At 38.6% G+C, this 14,617-nt stretch carries 12 protein-coding genes; 5 read left to right on the top strand and 7 right to left on the bottom strand.

Going from position 1 to position 14,617, the window contains the following annotated elements:
• Positions 1-217: 217 nt before the first annotated feature.
• Positions 218-670, bottom strand: coding sequence for a DUF3592 domain-containing protein (locus JW886_RS06265; protein ID WP_075525722.1), 453 nt, complete (start codon positions 668-670; stop codon positions 218-220).
• 254 nt (positions 671-924) lie between these two features.
• Between JW886_RS06265 and JW886_RS06270 the strand changes: the two genes are divergently transcribed.
• From JW886_RS06270 to JW886_RS06290, 5 genes are all read left to right on the top strand, one after another.
• Complete coding sequence (locus JW886_RS06270) at positions 925-2,550, top strand: Rqc2 family fibronectin-binding protein (RefSeq protein WP_075525723.1); 1,626 nt, start codon at positions 925-927, stop codon at positions 2,548-2,550.
• A gap of 60 nt (positions 2,551-2,610) precedes the next feature.
• Positions 2,611-3,426 carry a putative RNA methyltransferase gene (locus JW886_RS06275; RefSeq protein WP_205871595.1) on the top strand — a complete coding sequence of 272 codons (816 nt, stop codon included), beginning with the start codon at positions 2,611-2,613 and terminating at the stop codon, positions 3,424-3,426.
• A gap of 183 nt (positions 3,427-3,609) precedes the next feature.
• Positions 3,610-5,130: an ABC transporter ATP-binding protein gene (locus tag JW886_RS06280; protein ID WP_075525725.1), complete on the top strand. Its 1,521-nt coding sequence runs from the start codon at positions 3,610-3,612 to the stop codon at positions 5,128-5,130.
• A complete protein-coding gene (locus tag JW886_RS06285; protein WP_075525726.1) occupies positions 5,123-6,217 on the top strand; it encodes an ABC transporter permease in 1,095 nt (364 codons plus the stop codon). The genes JW886_RS06280 and JW886_RS06285 overlap by 8 nt, the downstream gene beginning before the upstream one ends.
• A complete protein-coding gene (locus tag JW886_RS06290) occupies positions 6,214-7,167 on the top strand; it encodes an ABC transporter permease (RefSeq protein WP_205871596.1) in 954 nt (317 codons plus the stop codon). Before JW886_RS06285 ends, JW886_RS06290 begins: the two co-directional genes overlap by 4 nt.
• Positions 7,168-7,302: 135 nt before the next feature.
• On the opposite strand, the gene JW886_RS06295 is transcribed toward JW886_RS06290, so the two are convergent.
• The 6 genes from JW886_RS06295 to JW886_RS06320 form a co-directional block, all read right to left on the bottom strand.
• Complete coding sequence (locus tag JW886_RS06295) at positions 7,303-8,280, bottom strand: L-lactate dehydrogenase (RefSeq protein WP_075525728.1); 978 nt, start codon at positions 8,278-8,280, stop codon at positions 7,303-7,305.
• A 119-nt stretch (positions 8,281-8,399) separates the two neighbouring features.
• Positions 8,400-9,908: a pyruvate kinase gene (gene pyk / locus JW886_RS06300; RefSeq protein WP_075525729.1), complete on the bottom strand. Its 1,509-nt coding sequence runs from the start codon at positions 9,906-9,908 to the stop codon at positions 8,400-8,402.
• Between the two features lie 91 nt (positions 9,909-9,999).
• Positions 10,000-11,022, bottom strand: coding sequence for a 6-phosphofructokinase (gene pfkA / locus JW886_RS06305; protein ID WP_075525730.1), 1,023 nt, complete (start codon positions 11,020-11,022; stop codon positions 10,000-10,002).
• Between the two features lie 350 nt (positions 11,023-11,372).
• Positions 11,373-12,521 carry an N-acetylglucosamine-6-phosphate deacetylase gene (gene nagA, locus JW886_RS06310; protein WP_075525731.1) on the bottom strand — a complete coding sequence of 383 codons (1,149 nt, stop codon included), beginning with the start codon at positions 12,519-12,521 and terminating at the stop codon, positions 11,373-11,375.
• 122 nt (positions 12,522-12,643) lie between these two features.
• Complete coding sequence (locus JW886_RS06315) at positions 12,644-13,813, bottom strand: toxic anion resistance protein (RefSeq protein ID WP_075525732.1); 1,170 nt, start codon at positions 13,811-13,813, stop codon at positions 12,644-12,646.
• A 150-nt stretch (positions 13,814-13,963) separates the two neighbouring features.
• Complete coding sequence (locus JW886_RS06320; RefSeq protein WP_082272326.1) at positions 13,964-14,587, bottom strand: 5-bromo-4-chloroindolyl phosphate hydrolysis family protein; 624 nt, start codon at positions 14,585-14,587, stop codon at positions 13,964-13,966.
• Positions 14,588-14,617: the final 30 nt, after the last annotated feature.

The following is a 14,617-nucleotide window of genomic DNA, read 5'->3' on the forward strand; positions in this document are numbered from 1 at the left end:
TGAAATATTGTAGTTGTAATCCTTTACATACATCATTTATACACGAACTTGGATATAAATATTAATAAATTGGCTACAATTTCATTGACTATATTTGACTATCACAGTAGTGATTGCACAAAAAACGGAGCCCGAATATCAAACTTCTTTTACATTTTCAAGAGCAAAATAAAAAGCAGTGTTCCTAAAAACACTACTTTACATAATTTTTGTTATGTTATTTACTTTTATCTTCAATAACCTTTTCCAACATTTTCATCCTTCGCATAAGCTGGTATTCTCCAAATAAAATTAAGAATAAGACTAAGCTCCAACCTCCGAATAAGCCGGCTGAGTCGATGAGTCCTTTCCCACTTCTTGTAAGGAAGACACGACCGGGTCGATCGTTTACGACATAGACAGTAACTTTTTCACCTTCGCTACCCAGTTTACGAAAGTAGACATCTAGCGGTCTACGAACATATTTTTTTCCTTCAAATTGATAACTTACTTCATGAACAGATTTTAAATCGTCCCCATAGACAATCTGGGCAGTAATCGGAGTTTTTTCTAAATTTTTATTAGCCTGGTGTAAGCCAATTAAAAACAAAGCCCCTCCAAGCATTGCAACAGCGACAATGAACATAATAATGCGCAAAATACGCTGCAACAAAGTGATCAGTTTATTCATACTTTTACCCTATGTTATCTTTAAAATCTTTCTCTTAATATTTCCATCTAAACCTTTTTTTATTTTACCATTTTTCAGCTTGAAAAGTCGAATACTAGACCAAAAACTACGAACGAGTAAATAACTTTTTCCAACTTAACTTTTTTATATAAAGATTAAAGAAAAATTTGTCATTTTTTGATAAAATGAGCATAGATTAACTATTTTATTACTGACGGAGCTGTCAGTAACTTAAAACATGAAAAGAGGCACCTATGTCCTTTGACGGTATTTTTTTACATCATATGACCAATGAGCTGCAAGCCTTAGTAGGCGGGCGGATTCAAAAAATAAATCAACCTTTTGAACAGGAACTTGTATTAACGGTTCGAGCAGCTGGAAAATCCCAAAAACTCCTTCTTTCAGCACATCCTGTATTTGGGCGAGTCCAATTGACAAAAACGGACTTCCAAAACCCACAAAATCCTAATAATTTTGTAATGATTTTACGTAAGTATTTAGCTGGCGCATTTATCGAAAGCATTGAGCAAGTCGGCAATGATCGTCAAATTATCTTTCATATTTCCACAAAAGATGAGATAGGTGATCAGCTTAAAATTGCTTTAGTCGCCGAAATCATGGGCAAACATAGTAACATTATACTTTTAGAAAAAACTTCTGAAAAAATTATCGAATCTATCAAGCACATTGGCTTTTCTCAAAACCAATATCGGACAATTTTACCTGGTTCAACTTATATTGCCCCGCCCTTACGTGAAGAAACCATTAATCCTTTTGAAGCAACGGATGAACAAATCTTCGAAGCCTTACAAACGAATCAGTTGCAGCAAGTCTTCCAAGGCATTGGGAGAGATTCAAAACAAGCTCTGACTGGGCTGTCAGTAGCAGATTTTAAAGACAAACTCACTCGCGTTTTTCCTTCTATTTATCCTGATGACCGTTTTTCTAGCCTTCAGCTTGCTGACGAAGCGGTCAGCTTTACAACCTTGTCTGAGATGTTAGATGTCTATTATTCTGATAAAGCAGAACGTGACCGCGTCAAACAAGTTGCTGCATCGGTTATCAAGAAAATTCAAAATGAATTAAAGAAAAATCGGGACAAGTTGAAAAAGCAAGAGCGTGAACTCCAGGCTACTGAAAATGCTGAGATATTCCGCCAAAAAGGAGAACTCCTCAACACTTTTTTACATCAAGTTCCTAATGATAAAAATAGTGTCACTTTAGAAAACTATTATACCAATGAACCCCTTGAAATAGCACTCAATCCTGCACTTAGCCCTGCTCAAAACGCTCAGCGCTACTTCCATCGCTATCAGAAATTAAAACAAGCGGTCAAATTTCTAGGAGAACAAATTCAAAAAACACATCAGACCATTGACTATCTCGAATCTGTAGAATCAAACTTAGAAAATGCCGACGTGCCAGAAATCGCCGACATCCGCGAAGAATTGATTCAGACGGGTTATATTAAACAAAAACATCGAAACAAAAAGCAAAAAATGTTACCACCTGAAAAGTATCAAGCAGAGGATGGTACGATTATACTTGTCGGGAAAAATAATTTACAAAATGAGCAGGTCAGCTTTAAACTTGCTCGTCGCGGTGACCTTTGGTTCCATGTCAAAGATATTCCAGGAAGTCATGTCTTGATTACAGGAAATCCAGACCCGTCTGATGAAACTATCACTTTTGCCGGTGAATTAGCTGCTTATTTCAGTAAAGCTCGTTATTCTAATCTCGTACAAGTTGACGTTCTAGAAGCAAAAAAACTTCACAAACCCACTGGTACCGCTCCTGGATTTGTCACTTATGATCGTGAAAAAACGATCCGCGTCACTCCTGATGAGGCAGTCATCAAATCCAGAAAACTAACTAAATAATCTTTATTTACTGACCACATGGTCAGTAAATATTTTTTCTTATTAGAAAGAGTTAAAAAAATGAATGAACTCTTAAAATGCCCCGTCTGTAATGAAGGCTTACGCCAAGGGAACAAAAGCTTCAGATGTATAAACAATCATAGCTTCGATTTAGCAAAAGAGGGGTATCTCAATCTTCTTTTAAATGCTAAAAAGACAGCTGGTGATTCTAAGGAAATGATGGAAGCACGCCGTACTTTCCTTAGCAGGGGTTATTATCAAGAACTTTCTGATCGCGTTAATCATCATCTTAGTCTCATCAGTAAACCTAATGATTCACTTGTAGACATAGGATGTGGTGAAGGCTATTACCTTTCACGATTTCAAAAAAATTATCGACCGCAATCACATTCATATTATGGACTTGATATCTCTAAATTAGGAGTACGGATGGCGGCTAAAAAAAATCCCGACATTAACTGGTTAGTTGCAAACTTTGCAAAGCTCCCTTTTATTGACCACTCAATACACACTGTTTTATCTATGTTTGCAGAATATTCCGTACCAGAAATCGACCGTATTCTCTCGTCAGATGGTCATATTCTTATTGTCAGAGCTGCTCCTAATCACTTGGTGGAGCTCAAAAATATTATTTATCCAGAAATTCACGAAAAAGCCAAAAAAAGTGCCATTAAAACTTTCCCTGGTTTTGAAGTAATAAGAGATCATTATCACTATCGAACTAAAATTCAATCAACGGAAGATTTATTAAGTCTTCTATTGATGACACCGCATTATTGGAAAATTAAACCAGAAGGAATTGAAAATTTAAAAAAATATGATAGTTTAGAAGTTACAATCAGTATTGAAATAGACCTTCTAAAGCGCATTAAATAACACTTTTACACTGTTAAAAGTGTTATTTTTTTCCACTTCTAAAACTTTTGAAGAAAATATTTTCTTCCATGTAAACGGATACTTTTCAACCTATAAAAGCTCTTTCATAATTCAGACAATTTTGGTATAATTAAATTTGTAATTTTACTATTTACATCATTATTTTTTAAAGAAGGAGCCACTATGGCGAATGAAAATGTCATTCAAATGATTGATGTCACCAAGCGTTTTGGCGATTTTGTTGCCAATGACAAAATCAATCTTGAGTTGAGGAAAGGGGAGATTCATGCGTTACTTGGCGAAAATGGCGCTGGAAAGTCAACGTTGATGAATATCCTCTCAGGACTCCTTGAGCCTACTGAGGGCGAAGTCCATGTCAATGGAAAACTCGAAAATATCGATTCTCCATCAAAAGCTGCTAATCTCGGAATTGGTATGGTTCACCAGCATTTTATGCTTGTTGATGCTTTTACCGTTGCCGAAAATATTATTCTAGGCAATGAAATCACTAAAGGAATCAACCTTGATTTAAAGTCTGCCAAGAAAAAAATTCTTGAACTTTCCGAACGCTACGGTCTTAGTGTAGAACCTGATGCTTTGGTACGAGACATTTCTGTTGGCCAACAACAACGTGTCGAGATTCTAAAAACACTCTACCGGGGTGCCGATATCTTGATCTTTGATGAGCCAACCGCTGTGCTAACCCCTGCTGAAATCACTGAATTGATGCAAATTATGAGAAACCTCATCAAAGAAGGTAAATCAATCATTTTAATTACTCATAAATTAGATGAGATACGCGCTGTAGCAGACCGTATCACTGTCATTCGCCGTGGAAAATCAATTGATACCGTTGAGCTAGGGGATAAATCTAATCAAGAGCTCGCGGAATTGATGGTAGGACGTTCTGTCTCATTTGTTACAGAAAAAAGTGCTGCTTCTCCTAAAGAGGTAGTGCTTGATATCAAAGCACTCAATGTCAAAGAAAGTCGTGGTTCTCTTAAAGTAAAAGGCCTCTCTTTAGATGTACGAGCAGGAGAGATTGTAGGTTTAGCCGGAATAGATGGTAATGGTCAAACAGAGCTGATCAAAGCAATCACCGGTCTTATGAAAGTTGAATCCGGCTCCATCAAGATTCGTCAAAAAGAAATCACAAATCACCGCCCACGTAAGATTACCGAAGAATCAGTAGGACACGTTCCTGAAGACCGTCATCGTGATGGCCTTGTTCTTGAAATGACAGTCGCTGAAAATATCGCTCTACAAACTTATTATAAAGCACCTATGAGCAACTATGGTTTTTTAGATTATAATAAAATTAATAGTCATGCCCGTGAACTTATGCAAGAATTTGATGTCCGCGGAGCAGGAGAATGGGTTTCTGCTGCTTCACTCTCAGGCGGTAATCAGCAAAAAGCCATTATTGCCCGTGAAATTGATCGTAATCCAGATCTTCTCATCGTTGCACAACCAACCCGTGGTTTAGATGTCGGTGCAATTGAATATATCCATAAACGCTTGATACAAGCTCGTGACGAAGGTAAAGCAGTACTTGTGGTTTCCTTTGAGCTTGATGAAATTCTAAACGTCTCTGATCGAATCGCTGTCATTCATGATGGACAAATCCAAGGAATTGTTACGCCTGAAACAACCACAAAACAAGAACTTGGTATACTGATGGTTGGAGGTAAAATTAATGAATAGTAAGTCTAGAAAAATACTCGTACCACTCATTGCTATCGTTTTTGGCTTCTTGCTTGGAGCAGTGATTATGTTAGCCTTTGGCTATAATCCCATTTGGGGCTATGAAGATCTCTTCATTTCAGCCTTAGGGAATGCTCGTGCCATTGGTGAGACACTACAAACTGCTGGACCACTCATTCTCACCGCTCTTTCTTTTGCTGTTGCGATGAAAGCTGGGCTCTTCAATATTGGGATGTCTGGGCAAGCCTTGGCAGGTTGGATTACCTCCATGTGGTTTGCTTTAAGTTTTCCAGATATTCCTCGACTAATCATGATTCCTTTAGTGATCATCATCGGTATGTTCTTCGGTGCTTTTATGGGATTCATTCCTGGGATTTTAAGAGCCTTGTTAGGAACCTCCGAAGTTATCACGACAATCATGTTGAATTACATTATCTTATTTTTCTCAACCTTCATGATTCATGATATGTTTCAAAAAAATATACTCATGGATAACACGACAGACCAAACTAAACTTATCAGTACTAACGCTTCTTTCCGAACTCAGTGGATGTCCTCATTAACTGATAATTCTACTTTAAATATCGGACTGATTATTGCAATCATTGCATTAATCATTATGGCAATTGTATTTTCAAAAACAACGCTTGGTTTTGAGATCAAAGCTGTTGGTTTAAACCCAGATGCCTCAGAATACGCTGGTATCTCTTCCAAACGTACCATCATTTTGTCTATGATCGTTGCTGGAGCTTTAGCTGGACTTGGTGGAGTCGTCTATGGTTTTGGATACATGCAAAACTTTGTCTCACAATCTACCTCGTTAGATATTGGTTTTAATGGGATGGCCGTTGCCCTTCTAGGAGGAAATAGCCCGATTGGAATTCTCTTTGCTGCTCTCCTTTTCTCAGTTCTTCAAACTGGTGCGCCTGGTATGATGAATGATGGTATTCCACCAGAAATTGTCAAAGTTGTTACCGCGGCAATTATTTTCTTCATTGCAGTAAAATTCATTATCGAGGTGATGTTACCAAAAGCCAAAGCCATGAAATCAATTGAGGCTAGCAAGAAGAAAGGAGATAATGTATGAATCTCGTAGATACGCTTCAAATTATTGTGGCAAACATGCTCATCTATTCAACCCCTCTCATCTTCACGAGTATTGGTGGTGTGTTCTCAGAACGAGGTGGAATCGTAAACGTTGGGTTAGAAGGCATCATGACCATTGGTGCATTCAGCTCTGTCGTCTTTAACTTGACCACTGCTGATATCTTTGGAAGTATGACCCCTTGGCTCTCCATTCTATTTGGCGCTTTAGTGGGAGCCATCTTCTCCTCACTGCATGCTGTCGCAACGGTTAACCTTCGTGCAGATCATATCGTCTCAGGTACTGTCCTCAACTTAATGGCTCCGGCCTTAGGCGTCTTTCTTCTTCAAGTCCTGTATCATCAAGGACAGATAAATATAAGTGAACAGATTGGTTACTGGAATGTGCCTCTTCTATCACGAATCCCTATTATTGGTAAGATTTTCTTTAGCCAAACTTCACTCCCTGGCTTTCTAGCCATCGTTATCGCTATTCTGGCTTGGTATATCTTATTCAAAACTCGCTTTGGGCTACGTCTTCGTTCTGTAGGTGAAAATCCTCAAGCTGCAGATACATTAGGCATTAATGTTTATGCTTATCGTTGGGCCGGTGTCCTTCTGTCTGGTGTTCTCGGAGGTATTGGTGGAGCGATTTATGCACAAGCCATTTCTGGTAACTTCGCAGTTTCAACCATAGCAGGTCAAGGATTTATTTCTCTTGCGGCGATGATCTTCGGAAAATGGAACCCAATAGGTGCTATGTTATCTTCACTCCTCTTCGGTCTATTCACATCACTCGCAGTTGTAGGGGGACAAATTCCTGGTATTAAAGAAATCCCATCAGCTTTCTTACAAATGGCTCCATACGTATTCACTATCGTAGTTCTTGCCCTTTTCCTTGGTAAGGCTGTTGCACCTAAAGCAGACGGAGTTAACTATATCAAATCCAAATAAATTACAAAACAGCCTTCATCAAAGGCTGTTTTTTGTTCCCTATACTGTATAAACTCGATAAATCACTTTATTACTAAAGGTTCAAACAAAAAACAGGTCTATTCGAGACCTGTTTTTCTGTTAATTGTTAGGAAATTAGTTTTTTACTGCTGAAGCAAATTCTTCTTTTTCGAATGCTTCATCAATAATTTTCTTAAGTTGAGCACCAGATGCTTGCATTTTTTGCATTTCAGCATCATTAAGTGGGATATGAACTGGGTTCACAACACCTTCAGCTCCAACAACAGCTGGTTGACCGAGGTATACGCCTTCTACACCGTATTGACCTTCTTGGAAAGTAGATACAGGAAGAACCGCATGTTCATCATCAAGGATCGCTTTAGTAATACGAGCAAGAGCTACAGCAACACCGTAGAATGTTGCTCCTTTTTTAGCGATAATCTCATAAGCTGCATCACGAACACCTTCAAAGAGTCCAACAATTTCTGCTTCATTGAGATAGTCGTTTTCAAGGAACCATTGTTCCAAAGTGACACCAGCTACATTAGCGTGTGACCATACAGCAAATTCAGAGTCACCGTGTTCACCCATGATGTAGGCATGGACTGAACGAGCATCTACACCGACTTTTTCAGCCAAAGCTTGACGCAAACGTGCAGTATCAAGTGATGTACCTGAACCTACTACACGGTTCTTAGGCAAACCAGAGAACTTCCAAGTTGCATAAGTCAAGATATCAACTGGGTTAGCGGCTACAAGGAAAATTCCATCGAAACCAGATTTCATAATTTCAGTAACTACTGATTTGGTAATACGAAGATTCTTTTCAACAAGGTCAAGACGAGTTTCACCTGGTTTTTGTGGAGCACCTGAAGTCAATACTACAAGGTCAGCATCCGCAGCATCAGAGTAGTCTGCTGAATAGATCTTTTTAGGTGAAGTAAATGCAAGCGCATGTGAAAGGTCCATCGCATCACCTTCAGTTTTATCTTTGAAGAGATCGACGATACCCAATTCTTGTGCGATACCTTGGTTTACAAGAGCAAATGCGTAAGAAGATCCTACTGCTCCATCACCAACAAGGATAACTTTTTTACGTTGTTTTTCTGCCATGATTTCTTTAATTCCTTTCAAATTTCAAATAAGCTTGATAAAATAAATTAATTTTTTATTTTAGATTTTCAGCAATAATGCCTGTCATAAGTGACAGGCACAGTTGCCTTGTATAATAATTATTTAACTGTGCGGATACGCATTGTGTTAGTGCGACCAGTACCCACTGGAACACCAGCAACGATAATAATGTTATCGCCTGATTCTACCAAACCAGAAGCTAAAGCAGCTTTTTCAGCAACGTCAAACATATCATCAGTTGAAGCAGGACGTTCCATCATCATTGGAATTACACCCCAGTTAATCATCAAACCACGTTCAACTTTTTCGTCAAAAGTAACGGCCAAAATATCAGCATCTGGACGATGTTTAGAAATCAAGCGTGCAGTATTACCAGATTCAGTCAAAGCAACAATCAATTTAACGTCCATTGCTTCTGCGGCATTTTTAACTGATGCAGCAACAACTTCTGTTACAGTTGATTTATCATAACGTTCTGGGTGGAGACGTCCGTATTCTTTCAACATTGTTTGAGCGTTTTTGTTAACAGTGGCCATTGTACGAACTGATTCGCGTGGATATTTACCGTTAGCAGATTCACCTGAAAGCATTGTTGCGTCAGTTCCATCAATAACAGCGTTGAATACGTCTGAGATTTCTGAACGTGTAGCACGTGGGTTGTAAGTCATTGATTCAAGCATGTTTGTTGCAGTAACAACGATTTTACCTGCTTTGTTAACTTTGCTGATAATCAATTTTTGGTAAACTGGAACCATTTCAAATGGAACTTCGATACCCATGTCACCACGAGCGATCATAATACCATCAGCCGCTTCGATGATTTCATCAAGGTTTTCGATACCTTGTTGGTTTTCGATTTTAGCCAAAAGTTGTACGTGTGGATTTCCAGTTTCTTCACAAATACGACGTACTTCTTTAACGTCATTTGCAGTACGTACAAATGAGATAGCGATAAAGTTGATTCCACCAGGTTGTGAAAGTCCGAAACGAATATCCGCATCATCACGTTCAGCAAGAGCTGGGAAAGGAATTTTAGTGTTAGGGATATTAACACCTTTTTGTTTACCAATAATTCCATCGTTTTGTGCTTCAACTTCAAATTCACGTTTTGAAACGTCTTTACCAGTCAAAGTCAAACCAAGTTTACCATCGTCAATCAAAATAGTTTGACCAACTTCAACATCGTCAAAGATATCGAGACCACCAGCAACATTCAATGCAATCAATTCTGGAGTTGATGTCAAACCTTGTTTAGTAGCCACACGGAATTTATCTCCAGTCACAACGCTAATTGAATCAGCACCGTCTTCGAAGACTTCAGTACGCATTTCAGGGCCTTTAGTATCGAGCAAGAAACCAACTTTACGTCCAGCAATTTCTTCTGCACGGTGAACAGTTGCCATACGAGCACCTTGTTCTTCGTGGTTACCATGTGAGAAGTTGAAACGGAAGACATCAGCGCCTTCTTGAATCAAGGCTGCGATTGATTTTGCTGATGTTTCGACATCAAGCTCTTCTCCCCAGTATCCTTTTTCTCCGAATTTTTTTCCACCGCGAGTTTCAACGGCTGGGCCAAGAGTTGAGACGATTTTTACACGTTTATTCATTTTGTGTTTTTCTCCTATAATTTGATTAATTATATCTCTATCTCTAATTATGCGTACAATAACACTTAACTAGAAACAGAGTGCAGTAACATTAGTTAAGGTTAAGATTGTTGAGTGCTGAGTTAAGACGGTAAAGTTCAAGACCTGCTTTATGAGGATTGTTGACTTTAATACCACCTTCTTCAGTCAAGCTAAAGAGGGCACCTTCTTCAGGAGTACCAAGAATTGGACTTTCAACAAGTTCTTCATTATGGATACCAACGGCAACACCACCGATACCATCACGAAGCAATTCTACAGCGCGAGCACCCATGCGAGAAGCAAGGACGCGGTCACGAGCTGTTGGTGAACCACCACGTTGGATGTGACCAAGAACAGAAACGCGGAGGTCTCCCTCGTAGCCTGCTTCTTTAAGTTTTGTAGCAAATTCTTCACCAGACATCACACCTTCAGCAAGGACAATAATATGGTGGTTTTTACCTTTTTCGTAGCCTTTGTTGATATTGTTAACTACGTTTTCAAACTTAAATTCTTTTTCTGGAATACAAATATCATCCGCACCAGCAGCGATACCAGCATTCAAAGCAATATCTCCAGCATTACGTCCCATTACTTCTACAACGAAAGTACGGTTATGTGATGATGAAGTATCACGGATTTTATCCAAGGCATCTACAACTGTTGACACAGCTGTGTCAAAACCAATCGTAAAGTCAGTTCCAACGATATCATTATCAATCGTTCCTGGAAGACCAACTGCTGGGAAGCCATGTTCAGTCAAGCGCATTGCACCATGATATGAACCATCACCACCAATTACAACGACACCTTCGATGCCGAATTTTTTAAGTTGCTCAATCCCAGCAAGTTGTCCTTCTTCGTATTTGAATTCTGGGTAGCGTGCTGAGTACAAGAACGTTCCACCACGACCAATTTTGTCACCAACTGACGCTGATGTAAGTGGGAAAATATCTCCTGCAACCATTCCTGCATAACCGTGATTGATACCGTAGATTTCGATACCTTCAGAAATCGCTTTACGAACAACTGCACGAATAGCCGCATTCATTCCTGGTGCGTCCCCACCAGAAGTCAAAACTGCAATGCGTTTCATTTTATAACTGTCCTCCGAAATTGTGTTACATAGTTTCATCGGCCCCACGTCAGTAATGGCGCGTGGTTTCGAAAGCTATGCTCCTTTGTTGTCTAGTTCATTATATCACGTATTTATAAAAAAATCTTGTAAAAAACTGCATAAACCGTTTACATTACAAAAAAATATTCGCTCCTTATTTTGCAAAGGTTTTCCTAAGTTTTGAGCCGAAATTGTTCGATAAATTGCGAGCTTTTTTATTTAATTTTCATAGTATCTTCCTTTATTTTAACAAAAAAGACAAACAATTTTCGGAGTTTTGTTTGTCTTTATCAGTACTTGAGGGCTTTTTTTACAAGGTAGAATTTTATTTAAGCTTCATAACGTTTTTCACCATCAAGATAGGTCGCTACAAGTTCTAAATGATCGTCCAATACAATGAAATCTGCATCTAGGCCTGGTTTTATTTGACCGCAGACATCATCAATATGAACGGATTTCGCTGGGGTAAGTGATCCCATCATTACAGCTTCTGCCGGGGTAGCGATGCCCCAATCTACAACATTTTTTACTGCAGTTTTAAGAGTTAGAATAGAGGCAGCAGGACGACCCGTCGGAAGCCAAGCCGCGCCATCTCGTACTTCTACTTCATATTCACCAAGCATATATGGACCATCTGGCAAACCAGCAGCACGCATTGAGTCAGTGATTAAAACGACATGGTCTGCCCCTTTCATCTTGACAACAATTTCTGCAGCCTCTGGGCGCACGTGGTGACCATCACAGATTAATTCGGCATAAGTATTTGGCGTGTTGAGGATTGCTCCTACCATCCCTGGTTCTTTATGGGTCATCCCAGACATTCCATTAAATGTATGAACCCACATTGTTGCGCCTGCTTGTACACCAGCCACTGCTTGCTTATAGGTCGCATTCGAATGACCAAGTGCTACAACTACACCGGCTTCTGTTGCTTTACGGATAAATTCTTCTGAACCAGCACGCTCTGGAGCAAGTCCAATTTTTTTGAGCATTCCATGAGCTGCTTCTTGCCAGTCTTCTAACTCCCACATTTTAGCATCACGCATATATTTAGGGTTTTGCGCACCTTTGTGCTCTTCTGTAAAGAAAGGTCCTTCAAAGAAAATCCCACGGATTTTAGCTCCGCGTGCTTCTTTATAATGTTCCCCTACAACTGTACATACTTCTTTAAGGCCTTCATGATCATCTGTCAAAGGACTTGGTAGAAACGAAGTAACACCCGCAGAAAGGAGTCCTTCTGACATGGTCCCCATGATTCCTTCTACTTGTGCATCTTGTGCGTCAGCTCCACCAAAACCATGAATGTGTGTTTCAACAAGTCCTGGCGCGATTGATTTGCCCGTGTAATCCAAAATGTCGGCCGAAGTAGGTACTTCTTCTGTCCATTCTCCAAATTTTCCATCAGAGATTTCAAGGTATCCACCTTTTTTAGTTTCATAAGGATAGAAAAATTGATCCGCTTTAATGTAATAAGTCATAGTATCTCCTATTTCTATTTTCTTTAATTTTAGCACCCTTTCACGCTTTTGTCAACAAACAGTATAGACCAATTTTATAAAGTAATTAAAAAGATTTACTGACAGAGCTGTCAGTAAATCTTTTATTGCTTATTAGAAAGCTGCAAAAGTTTTTCTTTAATTTCTTCTTCCATTTTGGAAAGTTCAAGTTCGCCTTGTTGACGTTTTTGGCGACCATCTGCTTGAATACGCAAAGTTTCTTGAATGGTATCGACAAGGTTTTGTTGAGTCAACTTGAGCGTTTCAACATCCACCAGTCCACGTTCATTTTCAATCGCCGCCTCAATGGTTGAATTTTTTAGCATTTCCGAATTCTTACGTAATAAATCGTTAGTTGTTTCAGACACAATGCGTTGACTGGTCAGCGCATCTTTTTGTTTTAAGAGGGTGAGTGCAATAGCAACCTGATTTTTCCAAAGGGGAATGGCTGTATTGATAGAAGTCTGAATTTTTTCGGCCAATTCCTGATTAGTGTTTTGAATCAAACGTATCTGTGGAGCTTGTTGAATTGTTAACTGGCGTGCTAATTTCAAATCGTGTGCCCGTTTTTCCAAGCGATTTTTGTAAGACTCTAAATCATTGACTTTTTGCACCATAATCGCGTTGTCTGTCGAGCTTTGTGCTTCTTTTCTAGCTTGTGGTAATACTTCTTGATCTAATTCTTGAATCTTTAATTCTGCACCAGCTATATATACGTTCAAGGCTTTAAAATAATTAAGGTTTTCATCATATAATTTGTCTAAAGTTTCATTATCTTGTAGCAAACCTTGTTGCTCATTATTCAACTTAGCAGAAATTTTATCAATTCCTGCACCGATTTTTTGATATTTTTGAGTAACCTCAAAAATCGATTTTTTAACTTTACCAAACATCTTGGTAAATAAACCCTTGTTTTCCGCAACAAGTTCATTGGGATTAGCTTGTTGCAGATTAAACATTAAATCAGTGAGAGAGGTCCCTACTTCTCCCAAATCCTGAGCTTGCACTTTATTAAGCACACTCTGAGAAAATGCAGAGATTTTATCTTGAGCAGTCGCACCATAGCTGATCACAGATTGTGCGCTGTTTTCATCAAGCTGTTTTGAAAGTTCTTTAGCTTTCTCTAACTCCTCAGGAGATAAAGCATCCACTGCGGCTAAAGAGGCATTTTTATGCATTTCGACAATTTCAGTTTTTTGCTGCTCATCAAGTTGGTCAGCCTCTTTGATGACCTGATCACCTTTCATCAAATCATCTAATATTGGATTTTCCATCATATTATTCCTTTACTTCTTAATTTAGTTCTATTATAAATTATTCCTGTCAGAAATGACAGGAATATCAGAGTTGTAACTATTACTGACTGCGCTGTCAGTAACTGTCCTATAAATTATGAAAAGCTTCAAGACGCTCACATAATGTCATCAGTCAAAATCAACTTGTTGTTTAATGACATTGACGTCATCCATCAAAATTTCATGGTAGTTCTTGGAAATGGAATGCGACAAAGTCTTAATCAAAAGCAAAGTTTCATCCAAATCACGTTTGATTTCTTCTGTGCGGACTGCTTGCTTTTTCATATCAAGATATTTTTCTGTTAACTTGACCATATTAGGCAAATCTTTATAGAGAAAATCATTTTGCTTTGTCAATTCTTGAGGATGTTGAACGATATATTTAAAAGTTTGTTTACTTGCATCTAGCCCACCTGTCACAGATTCTACAACTTGTAAATCATCATCTTTTTTAATTTTAGCTTCCCATGTTTCAATACTGTCTTTTGCTTCTGCTAAATTTTCACGGAAAATCTTTATATCACTATCAGAAAGTCCTGCTTCATGGTAACGCTCGATATTTCCTTTTAAATTCATCGTCTTATCTTTATAGCTTCCTTTATCGTCTCGTTTATTTTTTTGCATAAACCCAATTCCAATTATCATTTTAATCACCAAGAAAAAGAGGACTAAACCAAAAATCATGTTCACAATCCCCCAATGATCACCCCCTGTCATCATTCCGTGATGGTACATAGATAAATTGACTAACATATTTTTCCCTCCTGCTTGTGTCCTGTAATC

Origin of the sequence: Lactococcus taiwanensis (assembly GCF_017068355.1) — a bacterium.
GTDB lineage: Bacteria > Bacillota > Bacilli > Lactobacillales > Streptococcaceae > Lactococcus > Lactococcus taiwanensis.